A 16,371-nucleotide genomic window follows, 5' to 3' on the forward strand; every position below is an offset into this window, starting at 1 on the left:
AGTTCAGGCGCAAGCCTGCTGGTGCAGATGGAGTTTCACCAAATTGCCCCCCGCATTCTTGGCTTCATACATGGCGACGTCACCCAGGCGCAACAATTCTTGCTCGCTCTGGGCATGTTCTGGGTAGATGGCAATACCAATACTTGCAGATACCAGCAGCGTCACCCCGCTGGGCGCAATACATGGCTGCTCAAGCGCCAGGCGGATTTTCTCAGCCACGGCCACCGCATCGTCGCTGTCCAGAAGATCTGGCAAGAGCACCAGAAACTCGTCCCCGCCCACGCGGGCTGCCGTGTCGGAGGCCCGCAGGCAACCCTGAATACGCTTTGCCACCGTTTGCAGCACAAAGTCACCCGCTTCATGCCCATGGGTGTCATTGATGGGCTTGAACTTGTCCAGATCGATGAACATCAAGGCCAGGGAAAGTTGGTCGCGCTCGGCGCGCTTCAAGGACTGACTCAAGCGGTCGTTGAACAGCCGACGGTTGGGCAACTGGGTCAAGGTGTCGAAGAACGCCAATTGCGTTACTTCTCTCTCCAAGCGCTTTCGATCCGTGATGTCACGCAGCACCGCAACGTAATGGGTGACCTGTCCCGTGCTGCCTTTGACGGCAGTGATGGTGATTTGCTCTGGGTACACCTCGCCGTCTTTGCGTTGGCTCCAAAGCTCGCCATGCCACATGCCTGCCGTTTGAATTGATGCCCACATGGCAGCATAAAAATCGGGGGTATGACGGTCTGATCGCAGCATGTGCGAGGTCTTGCCAATCACCTCGGCTGCCGCATAGCCAGAAATTTGGCTAAAGGCATGGTTCACGCGCAGGATGTTCTTTTGGGCATCGGTCACGATCATGCCGTCTTGCGATTCAAAGACGATGGCGGCAATGTGCAAGTCCAACTCGGCGCGCTTGCGCTCGGAAATATCGCGCGTCACGCCCAGAAAATTGACAAACTCGCCAGCCTCGTTGTGGATGCCGGAGAACCTGACCTCCGTCCAAACCGTGCCCCCGTTTTTGCAAGGCTGTTCCAGCTCTGCCCGAAAATCCGGGACCTGCTTTTTGGCGCGGACCGCCTCCAGGGCTCGATCCAGACCTGCTTGGGCGATTTTCGCGCTGGTCGGCGTGAGCGCTTCGTGAATGGTCTGCTGCATGGCTTCGAACACGGTGTAGCCCCTTAGCCGCTCCACGGAAGGGCTCACGTATGTGTTGCGCCCGTTCAAATCCATGGTCCAGATGACATCTGACGCGTTGTCGGCCAGAAAGCGGTGGCGCTCCTCGGACAGTCGCAAGGCGTTGCGTGCCTCATGGCTTGCTGCCAGGGCTGCCTGGAGTTGGCGATTGCTGCGGATAACGTACAGCGCGACCAAAATCGCCAGTGCCAGCAAGGCCAACAACACGTAGATGCGGGCCCAGTCAATGCCTTCTTGAACATTGATGGCCACATGCTGGTTGGCGATGGCTTGGCGCTCCTGTGGCGTGATGGTCTTGACGCCTTTGTCCAAAATCGAACGCAGTATCGGTTCGTCCTTCAAAACACCCATGCGCAACTGGTTGGTGTATTCGGGAATCTGGCCGGAAATTTTCAGATTGAACAGACCCTCCGTTTTGATCGCGTGGGCAGCCACAATCAGCGAGCGGATGGTCAGGTCGGCCTGGCGCTCGGAGACCAGATTCATGGATTCTGGTTCGCTGGCGGTCAGCACCACCCTCAAATTGGGAAAGTCACGGCGCACGCGCTCCTCGACCATGGTGCCCCGCGGCAGGGCGACACTTTCACCTTTCAGACCTTTGAGGTCACCCACAAAGTTGTGTTCCTCCCGGGTGATGATGACGTTGGGGTCAGAAAAAATCGGAGAGGTAAATATCAACCACTTATCGCGGTCGGGCGATTGGTTGAGAAAGCTCATGACCTGGCAGCGCCCGGCCTTGGATGCGGCCAAGCTTTCGTCCCAGTCCTTGACGGGCAGGAGTTCAATTTGCAGCCCTACGCGCTGGGCGACCAGTTGCACCAGGTCGGCCGCAATGCCTTCGTGCTTTCCTTGCGGGTTGATGCGCTCAAAAGGTGCCCAGTCCGGGTCTACGCACATTTTGATGACGCCTGCCTTGGCGATATAGGCCTTTTCTGCTGCGGTGAACTCCATCGCGGGGCTGGTCGGGTTGGCCCAGGCCATGGCACCGGCCGCCGATATGAACACGGCAACCATCGCTTTGAGCGTAACAACAAGGGGATTGCCGGGGCGCATGCAGGTGAGTTTCTCGATCAGGCTGTGTGTTACAGATGGTAAGTGATGGTGGCAGGCGGCTGGCAGTACCTGCACCGGCTGGAAGGCATGTGTTGCACAGGACTGTGGGCTCGCATGGGTCTTTGGCCCGTGCACGGCTGATCTTCCGTGCTCGACCAGAGGGGGCGTGTGGCAAAAAATCAGTCCCGAGCATGCCAAGCACCGGCCTGTTGTGCAGCGCGGCTCCATGACCGTTTTCTTCACGATCCCGTGACATGCTGGCCAACGCCAAAATCCAGTGGCGGATCCGCTGTCAGTCGCATTGGCAAACAAAAATAGCTGCTAGCGCTTATTCAATAAGCGCTAGCAGCTATCAAAATGATAACGGCTTGCAAGTGTTTGCGATGATCGGGTTTGGCACCTCGCGGTGCAGGGGCGGGGTGCGCAGCAGTCAGCCCGTCAGCGCTGCCTTCACCGCAGCCGACACCTGGCCCATGTCGGCCTTGCCGGCCAGGCGGGTTTTGACCACGCCCATCACCTTGCCCATGTCGCCGGGGCCTGCGGCGCCCAGCTCAGCCACGATGGCTTTAACGGCGGCCAGCGTTTCTTCAGCCGACATGCGCTCGGGCAGATAGGCCTGCAGCACAGCCATCTCGGCCTTTTCCTTGTCGGCCAGGTCCTGGCGGCCCGCGCCTTCAAAGGCGGTGATCGAGTCTTTGCGCTGCTTGATGAGCTTGTCCACGATGGCCACCACGGCTGCGTCGTCCAGCACGATGCGCTCGTCCACTTCCTTTTGCTTCATCGCAGCCTGCAGCAGGCGGATGGTGCCCAGGCGCTCGCTGTCCTTGGCGCGCATGGCGGTCTTCATGTCTTCGGTGATCTGGTCCTTGAGGCTCATGAGGCTTTTCCTTTGTCTTTGTGTTGGTCAGGCAGGGACTTAGGGTTTGCAAAAAGCCCCTCTGGCTAGGCATAGTGCCGCAGACAGTAGTCTCGCTACGGCAAGGCGCTACAACGACGCCAGAGGGGCTTTTTGCAAACCCGAAAAAACAAAAACCCGCGCTTGGCGTCCCTAGCGCGGGTTTGTCGGCACTCCGTATCAGGACGGTGCCAAAGCGGTACTTAGTACAGCTTCTTGGGCAGTTGCATGCTGCGAACGCGCTTGTAGTGACGCTTCACGGCTGCAGCCTTCTTGCGCTTGCGCTCGGCGGTGGGCTTTTCGTAGAACTCACGGGCGCGCAGGTCGGTCAGCAGGCCGAGCTTTTCAATGGTGCGCTTGAAGCGGCGCAGTGCAACGTCAAAGGGTTCGTTTTCTTTTACGCGGATCGTAGTCATTAGCTAATGTTTTCCAAATGGTGCTTGCAGAGGGGCTTGGGGAGATCGGGCCTCAAGTCCGTACAAAGCGGTTTCCCCGTCTGTAACTAGTATTTGGCCGACGGGGCATTGCCAGCAAAGCCGGAGATTATAGCCTTTATCTGCAGTCATGGCGCAAGGGTCGCCCGGTCTGCTCGCCGCCGGGGCAACCGGTGGGCTTCTTTCGGGCACGCCGCACCGCAATGGCGTGGAAGTTGCTTCATGTTGTAACACTCCTATTCACCGGTGGGGAGCCCTGGCCATCCGCCCGGGCAGTCCTGCCGCAGACACCATGGCATTCATGCACCGCGTATCGGGCTGGCTGGGCCGGCTCAGTGTGGGCCGCAAGCTCATGCTCATTTATCTGCTGGACCTGACGGCGGTGATCTACGTCTCCAGCATCCTGATCCACGAAAAATACCTGGCGATCGACTTCACGCGCAAGGAAGTGGTGGGCACGACCTATGCGGCCGTGGTGCGTGATGGGCTGATGGGGCAGTTCCTGGATGCTTCGCAGCAGCCTCCGCTGGTGGCCGATGTACTGACCCGGCTGGACGCGGTGCGTGCGGCCCACGACGAACAACTGCACACGGCCGAGGTGGGGCAGCGGTTTGGCGTGGCGCTGCAGCAGCTGGCGGGCCAGCCCCAAGGGGGCGTTCCAGCCGCCGATCCGCAGGCGCTCACCCGGCTGCGCAGCCAGTTTCTGCGCGAGGGGCGCGAGCTGCTCACCACGGTGGGCAACCAGTCCAACCTGATCCTGGACCCGGACCTGGACAGTTACTACGTCATGTCGCTGGTGGTGCTGCGGTTTCCCGAGCTCCTGCAGGCAGTGCATGACACCGTCAGTTTTTTGAACGCGGCGCCGTCGCGGCGCGGGCCGCAGTGGTCGTCCGAGCTGCTGACGCTGGTGGGACGGCTGGATGCGGTGATGCTGGGCATCGAGTCGGACTACAACCAGGCCTTCATTGCGGGATCGCCCGAGATGCGGGCTGCGCTGGTGCGCCAGCGCGAGGCGCTCAAGGCGGCGCAGGAGGGCTTTCAGTCCTTGCTGCAAGGCATTGCTTCGGGCGAGTCGCGCCTGACGGTGGCGCAGGTGGGCGTGCAGGAAGCCCAGGTGCTGGGCGCGTTGCGCGATGCGTGGTCGGCGGGCATTGTGGACCTGGAGCGTTTGCTGAACCAGCGCGCAGACAGCCTGTTTGCTCGCATGTGGCTGCACTTGGGCACGGCGCTGGTGCTGCTGGGCTGCATCCTTTCGCTCGTCACCCTGGTCGCGCGCCAGATCGCCAAGCCGCTGCAGCAACTGGCCCGCGTGGCCGACGAGGTGCGCAAAAGCGGGGACCACACGCTGCGCGCGCACTGGGTCAGCCGCGACGAGATCGGCCGCCTGGTCACCGCGTTCAACGAGATGCTCTCGCAGCTCGATCGCGACCGCGTGCTGCAGCAGGAGCTGGCCGCCAGCGCCCGTGCGGCCGAGGCCCAGCGCGAGCTGGTGGAGGCCTTCCCCATCCCCATGGTGGTCACTTCGGTTCCCGAGCATGAGGTGCTGCACTCCAACGCACCTGCGGCCCACTGGCTGGGTGGCCGCAAGACCGACCCCTGGGCCGTGGGGCTGGAGCCGGGCGTGCGGGCGCGGTTCTTTCAGCGCCTGGCCGACCAAGGCTCGGTGGACGAGTTTGAGGTGCGCTGGAAGGGCAGCCCCGAGCCCTCCTGGGCCGTGCTGTCGGCGCGGCGCCTGCAGTTCCAGGGGCGCGACTCGGTGCTCACGGCGTTCACGCCCATCAACGTGCTCAAGGTGATGGAGCAGCGCCTGGAGCTGTGGGCCAAGGTGTTCGAAGCCTCGTCCGAGGGCATCATCATCATGAACGCCGAGCAGCAGATCATCAGCGTGAACAAGGCGTTCTGCCGCAGCACGCACTACGACTTCTACGAGGTCATCGGCGAGGACCTCGGCTTTTTGCTGGAAGAGGCCGGGGGCGAGCCGCTGTCGGCCCAGATCCACCGCACCATGATCGACAAGGAGTCGTGGCAGGGCGAGGTGCGGTTCCGGCGCCGTTCGGGCGAGACGTATCCGGCCTGGCTCATGGTGTCGGCCGTGCGCGAGAGCAAAGGCGGGCTGGTGGCCAACCACATCGGCATTGCCATCGACATCACCGACCGCAAACTCAATGAGGAGCGCATCCAGTTCCTGGCGCACCACGATGTGCTCACCGAGCTGCCCAACCGCTCGCTGTGCGTGCAGCGCCTGCAGATGGCGCTGGCACAGGCGCCCATCACGGGTGAGAAGGTGGCCGTGCTGTTCATCGACCTGGACCGCTTCAAGGCCATCAACGACACGCTGGGACACCACATTGGCGACGGCCTGCTGCGCTCGGTGGCCGCGCGTCTCACACAGGCCGTGCGCAGCCGCGACACTGTGAGCCGCCTGGGCGGCGACGAGTTTGTGGTGGTGATGCGCGACGTGGCCGGGCGCGAGGATGTGCAGCAGCTGGTGGAGCGGCGCCTGATCCCGCTGATCCGCCAGAGCCATCCGGTGGAAGGGCATGAGCTCAATGTGTCCTGCAGCGTGGGCATTGCCGTGTACCCTGAGGACGGCAGCGACATCGACGAGCTGATGCGCCGCGCCGACGCCGCCATGTACGAGGCCAAGACCACCGGCCGCGACATGGCGCTGTTCTATTCGATGGAGACCGACCAGCGCGCCGTGGCCCGCCAGACCATGGAGCAGCAACTGCGCCGCGCACTGGAGCGCCAGGAACTGAGCCTGCATTTCCAGCCCCGCCTGAGCGCCAAAGGCGCCCAGTTGCTGGGCGTGGAGGCGCTGCTGCGCTGGACCAGCCCGGTGCTGGGCTCCATCCCGCCCAGCGAGTTCATCCCCATCGCCGAAGAGACCGGCATGATCCGGGCCATTGGCAACTGGGTGTTGCAGCAGGCTTGCGAGCAGTGGGTGCGCTGGCAAAACCTGGCGCTGGATGCGGGCCAGGGCGACGCCGCATCGCCGCATCCGCTGGCCCAGGTGTCGATCTCGGTCAACCTGTCGGCCGCGCAGATGTCGGACCCGTCGCTGGTGACCGACATCGAGGCGCTGCTGGCCCGCACCGGCATGCCCGCCCACCGGCTGGAGCTGGAGATCACCGAGTCGCAGCTCATGGACAACGCCCATGCATCCGAGCTGCAGCTGGCGGCGCTCAAGCTGCTGGGCGTGCAGCTTTCCATCGACGACTTTGGCACCGGGTATTCCAGTCTGGCCTACCTCAAGCGTTTTGATATCGACCGGCTCAAGGTGGACAAGTCCTTTGTGTGCGATATGTTGACGAACCCGGCCGACATGGCCATCACACGCGCCATCATCGCCCTGGGCCACACGCTGGGGCTGCGCATCGTGGCCGAGGGCGTGGAAGACCTGGCCACGGCCCAGGTGCTAAGCGCGCTGGACTGCGAGGAGCTGCAGGGCTATCACTTCAGCCGTCCACTGCCGCCTGAGCAACTGCTGTCATGGGCCCTGCAGCACCGTGGTTTGAACCATGGAGTGCAGCGTGGCGAGGGGCCGTCTGTCGCGCAGCCTGCCCCGCAGCTTGCGTGACGGCCTGCATGACGGCTTGTGCAGGGGCGTGGCCTTCAGCCCTATCTCAAGTGCAGCAACACGGCAAGGCCCACCAGAATGAATCCAGGGGCCAAATTACCCATCCACAATGATGTGCGGGAAGTGGAGCGCCCTGAAATACGCGAGTCGGCTTTTAGATAGGCGTTGCCCTCATCGGTGAGTGACCAGTGCACCATCACCGCTCCACCGGCCAGTGACCCCACGCCGAGTGCTGCAAGGATGGCCACAAAGACGCTGGCGCTCCAGCTGGCAGCTGGCACAAAAGCGATCAACGCGCCCACAGCCGTAGCAGCTGCCTGCAATTTTTCCGTGCGGTCCATAGCATCCATCGCGGTCTCCGGAGGAATGTGTGGAAAGAGAGCAGTCTTGTTGTTGACGGGAGTGTAGGAGCCTTGGTGCATGGGGCCCGGCACCCGGCAGAACGCCGGCCTGGCGCTCCGCTATTGACCTTCCATCGGCAACGCCTGCGCACACGCATGGGCACTGGCCCAGGCCCACTGGAAGTTGTAGCCGCCAAGCCAGCCCGTCACGTCCACCACTTCGCCAATGAAGTACAGGCCGGGCTGCGTCTTGCACTCCATGGTCTGCTGCGACAACACGCGTGTGTCCACGCCGCCCAGTGTGACTTCGGCCTTCTTGTAGCCCTCGGTGCCGGTGGGCGTCAGCTCCCAGCGCGCCAGCTGCTCGGCTAGGCGCGCGAGGGCCTTGTCGCTGGCCTCGTTGATGGGACGCTGCCAGTCGGCCTCGCGCTGGGCCCAGGCATCGGCCAGACGGCTGGGGACCAGTGTGGCCAGCTCGTTGGCAATCAGCTTGCGCGAGCGGGCCTTGCCCTGCGCCAGTGCAGCCGGCAGGTCCGCCGTGGGCGCCAGGTTGATGGCCAGGGGCGTGCCGTCCTGCCAGTAGCTGGAGATCTGCAGCACTGCCGGGCCCGACAGGCCCCGGTGGGTGAACAGCAGGTCTTCATCAAACGCCATGCGGTTCTTCTTGACCCCGGTGATGATCTGTACCGGCAGCGCCAGCCCGGCCAGCTGCGCATACGGCGCCCAGCCCGCGCCGTCAAAGGTCAGCGGCACCAGGCCCGGCTTGCGTTCGATGAGCGGGATGTTGAATTGCTGTGCGAGCCGGTAGCCAAAGTCAGTGGCACCGATCTTGGGGATGGACAGGCCGCCGGTGGCAATGACCAGCGCACCCGTTGACACCGGCCCGTGATCAGTATCAATTTGATAGCTGCCCCAGCATGATTCACTAGCGCTTGATGCCAAAAAGTCTATTTTTTTGACGCTACAGGGCTGCCAGCGGGTCACGCCACCCGCCTCGCACTCGGCCAGCAGCATGGCAATGATGTCCTCGGCCGAGCGGTCGGCAAACAGCTGGCCCTTGTGCTTTTCGTGAAACGGGATGCCGTGCTTTTGCACCAGCGCGATGAAGTCGGCGGGCGTGTAGCGCGACAGCGCCGAGCGGCAGAACTGCGGGTTCTGCCCCACAAAGTGCTTGTGTGGTGCGGCCGGGTCGAGGTCGCGGTTGGTGAAGTTGCAGCGCCCCCCGCCCGAGATGCGGATCTTTTCGGCCACCTTGTCAGCATGGTCGATGAGCAAGACCTTCAGGCCCCGCTGGCCCGCCTGGCCCGCGCAGAACAGGCCGGCAGCGCCGGCGCCGATGATGATGGCGTCAAAAAATGGAGTCGTCTGCACTTCGTTCGGATGCGTGGGGCACAAAAATAGCTCTGATTGTGCCGCCATTGCGTGTTGCTGTGCTCTGGCCAAGGGAGCCGATTGTTGTGTGCCGCATATGGGTGTTTCTGTTGGTAACGAAGCGGCAGCCATGGCTTTACTCTGGCGTGACGCACCAATAATGAGCGCTTGATCGAAGGAGAACTTGTGGACATGACCTCTGGATTCGATACCGAAGTACAGGCCATCACCCGCCGCCGATTTGGACAATGGGGCTTGGCTGCTGCAGCCTCCGGTGTAGCCGGCTGTGGCGGTGGAGGAGGGGGCGAGCCCAGCGGGGAGCCGCCCGCCAAAGTGGGTGCACTCGAAATGGTGGCAGGCCTCTTGGGCGGTGGCGGATTTGCAATCAGTAAGGGCGAAATGGTGCGGCTACCCGCCGAGGTGACTGGACTGAGCTTCAACAGCAAACGCGATCTTCAGTTTGTGGGGGTGTACGGCGGGGACCGTCGTGTGGGGCGCAGAAGCCGGGACGGTGTGTCGTCGTTTGCTCCGACGTATCCCCACTCTTTCATTGGACATTTGTTTGACGCCATGGACCGTTACCTGGTGACGGTGGGCGGCGGAAGCGTTCACTATTTGCAGGGGGAAACACCCGTACTCTTGGCGGGAGGTGGGACTAACACCGGTCTGGTGGATGGAGTGGGCGCGAGTGCTTCTCTCCTCTACTTCGACTCACCCTTACTGGCCCGAGATGGGCATGTGTACTTCATTGACCAAGACCCCCAGAAGGGCTTCCAACCCATGTTGCGTACCCTTGGGACGGATGGCACGGTGAAGACATTGTTGCCGCTGCCCCGAGGTAGCCTGCTGCTCGAGTCCGCTACTGGCGGCGTGCGGCGCTATACCAAGTTCACGGGCGACCCGTATGAGTGGGCAGATCTGGTGCTGGTGGGTGGTGAGTATCAATGGCGCGTCCTTCCCAACCAGTGGCCTTTTGATCATTGGACTCCCTTGATGAAAGTCCATCGAGACCAGGATGTGTATTGGGCGCTGGCCGAGGGGCAGGGAGCGCCGAAATTCTCCATTGCACATATTGATTTGTCGGGCGTCACGCCATCGGGAGTATGGAAGCTACGGGGGCGCAAAGTAACGGTTGTTCGAGAGCCGTCGAACACGGCTCCGGGCTCTTTGTTTGTCGCATGCAGCGATCCACCTGAGGGTGGGACAGAGGTTGTGGCGTGCAGGTTGGAGATGCCGACGACGGCGGTCTCTCGATGGCTGGGAGCGCAAGCCAATGCAGGCGAGGTGGACGGACAGAGCCAGGCGCGGTTCAGCTTTGTCAGGGGTGTCGAGGCGTTGCCTGACGGGGCTGGCGGTTTGATCTTGCTGGAGAACCAGCGAGGCAACTCGTCGGAGGCTGCACCTGCACAGGCCCTCCGGTCGGTTAGCGCCGCGGGCCAGGTGAGCACATGGTCGCTGGAGCCGCGTGGGAACCGCATGGCCATTGCCTATGGGCAGCTGATCGCCTATGACACCCAGAACCGCGCCTTGATTCGGACTTCTACGAATGGCCAGTCTGCGTGGCAGACCTGGGTCAGCTCCAGCCATTTTGCGTCCGGAGGGAGGCACGACCCGGGCGTGCAAGTTTTACGCACCGATACGACGGGGTTGCTGTGGTTTGCCACGCGCTATTCACCACAACCTGGCGATGGCGATGTGTACTTCGGTAGGGCCAATGGGAATGCGCTTGTTGGCACCATCGATGCCAATGGGCAGGTGAAGATTGTTGCAGGGGATCCGCAGGCCCTGTACACGCCACAGAGCTATCCCCCGCTGGCGCAGCGCCCCTGGTACATGGACATTGCGGACATTGCCTTCGAAGGTGGCACTGCGCAGGTGTCGTGGGTGTTGTGCAACCGTGTCGAGCTGGATGGCGCCACCACCCTTGTGCGGTTCCATCCCGAACTGGTGCGTATCGACACCCAAGGAATCCAGAGATTCGCGTTGTCTTTGGAGATAGACCGCAATCTGCCGGAGTTCTTCCAGGAGCCCTTCAAGCAGATCTGCGTTTTACCCGGCCGACCCGGCGAGGTGTTTCTCTCCAGCGCTTGCGGTGTGCACAGGTGGACGCAGGCCAAGGGGCTGGAACTGCTGGCGGGCCAGGTCGGACCCACGCCTGGCGGTGTCACGCTCGGGCAGTTGCCAGCGGGGCTGAACTTGGTGAAGTTCCTGGCCCCCGGGGTGGACCGGCGCAGCCTGTATGTGGGCAGCGAAAACAGCGTGCTGAAACTGGTGCTGCCTGATTAACCTGCCGTCGCAAGCCATTCCGCGAGCGCTAGAGGCGAAAATCGGCGGGCTACACCAGGGGGGCCTCCGGGGCTGGCTGACATTGCGCGGGTCGGCGTAGTTTCCGTAGTCCAGATTGGCCCAGTACTTCTGGTTGGTCACCTCGTTCGCTGCCACCGTGGGGATGGGCTTGGGCAGGACGGTGGTGTCCACTATCACTTGCTGCACACTGGCTTTTTCCGTGACTCCACCTCGCCGGGCCGTGTCAATGCTGGCAGCCAGCAGCGTCACCGGGGATTGCAATGCCGTTTCTCTGGCCGATTGCGCTTTGCCCCTGGGTGACCAAAAATCCCAGTTGTCGCGCTGTGTGGTTTGTCGCTATCTCAACTCCCTTCACCAAAGCGTGCCTTGCGCACCCGCTGGCGCAGGCGCCTACTGCCGGTACACCCCGCCCGAGCCCACCACCGCAATGTCCACGTAGTTGGACCCGTGGTGGTTCTGTGCGCTGAACTGGTAGCCAAAGCCGCCCAGGTCCAGGTTGCCCAGGCCCTCCATGGCCTGGACCAGGCTGGCGCGCGTGACGCCAGGCCCAGCGGCGCGCAGGCCTTCGATGAGCACGCGCGCGTCCATGTAGCCGGTATAGCGGTCGTAGTCCACAGGCTTGTCGTGGCGCTTCATGGATGCCTGAAAGTCCCGCGTGAGCGCAATGGTGGGCTTGGTGGGCGAGGGGCCCGTGCGCGCCACGGCCAGGCCGCGCGCGTCGTCGCCCAGCGCCTTGAGCACGGCGGTGCCTGCGCCCAGCGACAGGGTGTATATCGGCACGCCCAGGTGCGCGCGGTTGGCCCGCACATAGGCCACCACGGACGGGCCTGCCGCCACCAGCAGCACGGCCTGCGGCTTCTGTGTGGCCAGGGCCTTGGCTGCGTCGTTGGCGTCTTCGCCCGACGAGGCCAGTGCGTGCGAGCCGGCCAGCGTCGCGCCCTCGGCGGCAATTGTCTTTTCCACCAAGGGCAGCAGCAGCTTGCCGAAGTCGTTGCTTTCGTAGGCCACGGCGATGCGCGAGGTCTGCACGGCCACCAGGTTGCGCACGATCTTCACCAGTTCGTCGGCATAGCTGGCGCGGGTGGTGAACAGGTAGGGATGCTGCTGCGCGCGGACGGCGGGGCTGCCGGTGTACACGGAGATCAGCGGCAGCTTGGCCTGCGCAAGGTAGGGCAGCAGCGTCATGACTTGCGATGTGCCGGCCACGCCAAACAGCGCCAGCACGCCGTCTTTTTCGCTCAGCTGCTTGGCGTTGTCCAGCGCACGGCGGGCGTCAAAACCATCGTCCAGCGACACCAGCCGGATCTTGCGGCCACCGATGCCGCCCTTGGCGTTGGCGTCTTCCACGGCGGCCTCCTGCCCCTCGTGGATGGGCGACAAAAACGGTGCCATGCCGCCTGACAGCGCGGTAGAGCGGCCGATGAGGATGTCTCCCTTGCCGCCGGCGGCGGGCTGTGCGCGGGCGGGCAGTCCAGCCAGGGCCGCGCTACCGGCCAGCGCAAGGACCAGGCTGCGGCGGCGCGCCAGGGGCAGCCCCTGGTCGGCGGGCCATGCATTTGCATTCGGGGTCTTCATCACACAGCATCTCCAGCAAAAAAACCGATTCAAAGGGCTGCGAGGCCCCGAAGAGCGGCGATGGTAGGAGGGCGCTGTGCCTGGCACGCACCGGGTTTCTACCGGGGGCGGGTCATCTTAGAGACATGGGTCTATCCACCCACGGGTCTGTCGGCACCCGCGCAAAACGATGCGATTCGCCCCGCCCCATGCGGCGCGGTAGCATGTGGCATGGACCTGCCGAGGACAACACCATGACTTTGATCCGCTACGCCCTCTGTGCCCTGGCGCTGGGCTGCCTGCCCCCCGCCTGGGCCATCAACAAGTGCACGGACACCAATGGCAAGGTGTCGTTCCAGGATGCGCCTTGTGCGGGCGAGGGCGAGAAGATCGACGTGCGCCCCACCACGCGTGGTGCCACCCCGGTACAGCCCGCGGCGGCGCCCGTGGCCGAGGGCGCGTTTGGCCCCACCTGGCAGCGCAAGAACTACCTGCAGACCCAGGGCATCCCGCAGGCGCGCGCCGCTATCGAGCGCAACCAGCGTGAATGCACGGCCCAGCCCAATGCCGTGGCCACGGCAGGCCCACTGCGGCGCGGCAACCTGCCGTCGGGCAACCAGTTTGTGCAGGAGAGTGCGGAAAAGGCCGCTGATGCCAAAGCCGCGTGTGAGGAACGGACCGAGGCCCTGCGCGAGCAACTGCGGGTGCTGGAGAGAGAGCTGGCCGCGATGCCCTGACCTTGCGACCGGCCGTGCGCTAGGCAGTGCTCACCCTTTCCAGGTGAACGGAAACTTGAACTGCCTCACAAAGCCGTTGGGCACGTAGTCGCCCAGCACGCCATAGTGCTCGGGCCAGAGCTTGGTGCTTTTGACAGCGGTGCCAAACAGGTAGTCCAGAAACGCGAAGTGCGCGGCGTAGTTCTTGTCGAGCGCCTCTTTGTCCTGGCTGTGGTGCCAGTGGTGGAAGTTGGGCGTGACCAGCACGTAGCGCAGCGGCCCCAGGCGCACGCTGACGTTGGCGTGGTTGAACACCGCCTGAAAGCCCACGACGACGATGTAGGCGTCGATCACTTCCTTGCTGAAGCCCAGCACATAGATCGGCGCCAGCACCAGCGTGCGGGTGATGAGCAGCTCCAGGATGTGCTGGCGCGAGCCCGCCATCCAGTCCATGCTTTTGACGCTGTGGTGCACGGCATGCAAGCGCCACAGCACGGGGACCTCGTGGTAGGCGCGGTGGGTCCAGTACTGCACCAGGTCGGCCACCAGGATGATGAGGAACAGTGCCACCCAGAAGTTCAGCCCCTGCACCCAGCCGCGAATGCCGTCGCTGGCCGCCCAGCCAAAGAACTTGTGCACGATGAGGTTGGTGGCCAGCAGCACAAAACCCACCACCATGTGGTTGACGATGAAGTGGTGAAAGTCCGTCTGCCACTCGGCGCGGAAGATGGGCTGGTCCTTGCGCAGCGCAAACAGCTTCTCGATGAAGATGAAGATCAGCGAGCTGCCCAGCAGGTCCAGGATGAACCAGTCGAGGCCGATATAGGGCGTGTTGTCGGGGAAGTTGGGGTCTACCTCCACCTTGTGTCCGCCCAGCAGCGCGGCAATCGCCACGATGGCAAACGCAAAGGTGGCCAGCCAGCGGGCGCGGTTGAACAATATGTTGACCAACGAGATGCCGCCCGCAATCGCCATGGCCACCAGCATGATGTTGCGTATCACTGCCACGTCGTAGCTCTTGCGCAGCTGTGGGGTGGTGAGGTATTCAGGGAAGTGGAAGGCCAGTACGCCCAGAAGGCACAGGATGGCCAGCGTGAGGGCAATCACGCCCGACACCAGCCCCTTGCCGGTGCGCAATGCGCCGTGGCTTTCGGTGAATTCGTTGAGTTTTTCTAGTTCGATCATCGGTTCCTCCTCGCACCCGGTCAGCAGGTGCTGCGCGAGTGTAGCGAAGCCGCCACCCGCAGTGCACGGGGCTCAACTTGCACGCGACGCAGCGCATGGGGCTTCCTAAAATCGCTGCATGAACATCCCTTCACACCAACTGAGCATGACCGTGCTCATGTCGCCCGACATGGCCAACTTTTCGGGCAACGTGCACGGCGGCGCCATCCTCAAGCTGCTGGACCAGGTGGCGTACTCGTGCGCCAGCCGCTATTCGGGCTGCTACACCGTGACGCTGAGCGTGGACCAGGTGATGTTTTTGCAGCCCATCCATGTGGGCGAGCTGGTGACCTTTCTGGCCAGCGTGAACTACACGGGCAGCTCGTCGATGGAGGTCGGCATCAAGGTGGTGGCCGAAGAGATCCGTTCGCAGGTGGTGCGGCATGTGAACAGCTGCTTTTTCACCATGGTGGCGGTGGATGAGGCGCGCAAGCCCGTGCAGGTGCCGCCACTGTCGCCTTCCACCCCCGACGAACGCCGCCGCTGGGACGCTGCGGTGATCCGCAAGACGCTGCGCAAGGAGCTGGCACAGCGGTTTCAGCAGGTGCGAGAAACCGCCGGGCAGTAACGCGTTGAGTGGGCGCCTTGAATGGACGCCTTAGAAGGCCCTGGGCGCATCGCCCCGGGCCTTTTCTCTGTCTCTCTCGCTGTGCTGCTCAGGCCGCGTTGCGACTGCGTCCGGCCAGTGACACCGCCTGCAGGGACAGGCCATCAATTTCGTTGGTGATGCCTGACAGCACATTGGCCACCACCGCAAACTCGCGCCCGTGCTGCCCGGCCCGCGCTGCCATCACCTGGGCGTTGAAGCTGACCACCTTGGCCTCGCGTGCCACGGTCTGGATCGAGGCCACTATGCCGGCCAGCTCTTTCATCAAGGTTTCGGACTGCGCCTTGCTCACCTGGTCGAACGCGGTGGTGGCGGTGTTGAGGGCGTCGAGCACGCCGTCGGTGGTTTCGACCAGGCGGGCCAGGGCGTCTTCCACCCGCGGGCTCTGGCGCTCGGCCAGGTCCAGTGCCGTGCCCACCTGCTGCGCAAACGCGTCGATGGTGGCGCCTACGCCCTGGGGACCGTGGTAGGCCTTGCGAATGATCTCGGCGCTGGTGGCATCGAGGTGGCGGGGCGTGTCCACCAGCCGCGCCTGGCTGTCGGTGAACAGCGTGAGCGAGCTGCGCGCAGCCTTCAGGTGCAGATCGCTGCCGCGTGCGGCCAGCACGGTTTGCAGCACCATGCGCTGCGACAGCATGCGCTGGCGCGCCGCAACGTTGACGAGCGACATGCCCCCATCGCGCGATGGAGCCTGTGCAGGGGACGACAGCGTGGGCATGCTGGAAGTGCGTGCGGGGAGGGGGAAGGCTGCCATGGTGTTCCTTGTGCGTGTTGCATTCAGATGCACGTCTTCAAGCAATACCCGGGCCAATGTGTGTAAAGCCGCGTGACCCAATGCGGTGCTGTGGAGCGGGAGGCCAGGCTTGATGAAACACGCGGCTGCGCAGCGCGTGGGCGTGCCCTGAAGCACATTGGTTTGCGCTCGCGCACGGTGCATCTCCGACCTGCGCAGCGCGCAATCGGGACTGTGGAATTGTGGGGGTCGTTGTGTGTGCTCAGCCCGCGCGCCGGGCCTGCGACGGCGCTGCGCCAGTGTCTTGCACGGCCAGTGCAACACCGCGCACCACATCGCCCACCACAATCACCGAGGGGCTGGCCAGC

The 16,371-nt window shown here is 63.5% G+C and carries 12 protein-coding genes; 4 read left to right on the forward strand and 8 right to left on the reverse strand.

Features of this window, described 5'->3' with window-relative positions; all coding sequences use genetic code 11:
• Positions 1 to 3: 3 nt before the first annotated feature.
• The 3 genes from ISS20_RS10395 to rpsU form a co-directional block, all read right to left on the reverse strand.
• Positions 4 to 2,241, reverse strand: coding sequence for a diguanylate cyclase (locus ISS20_RS10395; protein WP_291436300.1), 2,238 nt, complete (start codon positions 2,239 to 2,241; stop codon positions 4 to 6).
• 430 nt (positions 2,242 to 2,671) lie between these two features.
• Entirely contained in the window at positions 2,672 to 3,118 is a 447-nt protein-coding gene (locus ISS20_RS10400) for a GatB/YqeY domain-containing protein (RefSeq protein ID WP_291436302.1), read from the reverse strand.
• A gap of 221 nt (positions 3,119 to 3,339) precedes the next feature.
• Positions 3,340 to 3,552 carry a 30S ribosomal protein S21 gene (rpsU, locus tag ISS20_RS10405; RefSeq protein WP_007833691.1) on the reverse strand — a complete coding sequence of 71 codons (213 nt, stop codon included), beginning with the start codon at positions 3,550 to 3,552 and terminating at the stop codon, positions 3,340 to 3,342.
• 310 nt (positions 3,553 to 3,862) lie between these two features.
• Here rpsU and ISS20_RS10410 point away from each other — a divergent pair, with 310 nt between their 5' ends.
• Positions 3,863 to 7,150 (forward strand): EAL domain-containing protein, encoded by a 3,288-nt coding sequence (locus tag ISS20_RS10410; RefSeq protein WP_291436304.1) that lies wholly within the window; start codon positions 3,863 to 3,865, stop codon positions 7,148 to 7,150.
• 41 nt (positions 7,151 to 7,191) lie between these two features.
• Here the strand turns inward: ISS20_RS10410 and ISS20_RS10415 are convergent, their stop codons facing one another.
• A complete protein-coding gene (locus ISS20_RS10415; RefSeq protein ID WP_291436306.1) occupies positions 7,192 to 7,572 on the reverse strand; it encodes a hypothetical protein in 381 nt (126 codons plus the stop codon).
• 39 nt (positions 7,573 to 7,611) lie between these two features.
• On the reverse strand, positions 7,612 to 8,910 hold the full coding sequence (locus ISS20_RS10420) for an NAD(P)/FAD-dependent oxidoreductase (protein WP_291436308.1): 1,299 nt from the start codon (positions 8,908 to 8,910) through the stop codon (positions 7,612 to 7,614).
• A gap of 144 nt (positions 8,911 to 9,054) precedes the next feature.
• Here ISS20_RS10420 and ISS20_RS10425 point away from each other — a divergent pair, with 144 nt between their 5' ends.
• The gene (locus tag ISS20_RS10425) at positions 9,055 to 11,148 is read left to right on the forward strand and encodes a hypothetical protein (RefSeq protein ID WP_291436310.1); all 2,094 of its coding nucleotides are present in this window, start codon (positions 9,055 to 9,057) and stop codon (positions 11,146 to 11,148) included.
• Positions 11,149 to 11,559: 411 nt separating this feature from the next.
• Here the strand turns inward: ISS20_RS10425 and ISS20_RS10430 are convergent, their stop codons facing one another.
• Positions 11,560 to 12,744, reverse strand: a complete 1,185-nt coding sequence (locus ISS20_RS10430; RefSeq protein ID WP_291436311.1) for an ABC transporter substrate-binding protein — start codon at positions 12,742 to 12,744, stop codon at positions 11,560 to 11,562.
• A gap of 233 nt (positions 12,745 to 12,977) precedes the next feature.
• Between ISS20_RS10430 and ISS20_RS10435 the strand changes: the two genes are divergently transcribed.
• Positions 12,978 to 13,460 carry a DUF4124 domain-containing protein gene (locus ISS20_RS10435; protein WP_291436313.1) on the forward strand — a complete coding sequence of 161 codons (483 nt, stop codon included), beginning with the start codon at positions 12,978 to 12,980 and terminating at the stop codon, positions 13,458 to 13,460.
• A 30-nt stretch (positions 13,461 to 13,490) separates the two neighbouring features.
• Here the strand turns inward: ISS20_RS10435 and ISS20_RS10440 are convergent, their stop codons facing one another.
• Entirely contained in the window at positions 13,491 to 14,624 is a 1,134-nt protein-coding gene (locus ISS20_RS10440) for a sterol desaturase family protein (RefSeq protein ID WP_291436314.1), read from the reverse strand.
• A gap of 118 nt (positions 14,625 to 14,742) precedes the next feature.
• Between ISS20_RS10440 and ISS20_RS10445 the strand changes: the two genes are divergently transcribed.
• Positions 14,743 to 15,231, forward strand: coding sequence for an acyl-CoA thioesterase (locus ISS20_RS10445; RefSeq protein ID WP_056058237.1), 489 nt, complete (start codon positions 14,743 to 14,745; stop codon positions 15,229 to 15,231).
• Positions 15,232 to 15,319: 88 nt separating this feature from the next.
• On the opposite strand, the gene ISS20_RS10450 is transcribed toward ISS20_RS10445, so the two are convergent.
• A complete protein-coding gene (locus tag ISS20_RS10450; RefSeq protein ID WP_291436316.1) occupies positions 15,320 to 16,024 on the reverse strand; it encodes a type IV pili methyl-accepting chemotaxis transducer N-terminal domain-containing protein in 705 nt (234 codons plus the stop codon).
• Positions 16,025 to 16,371: the final 347 nt, after the last annotated feature.

Source organism: Acidovorax sp. (assembly GCF_016783915.1).
Taxonomy (GTDB): domain Bacteria; phylum Pseudomonadota; class Gammaproteobacteria; order Burkholderiales; family Burkholderiaceae_C; genus Acidovorax.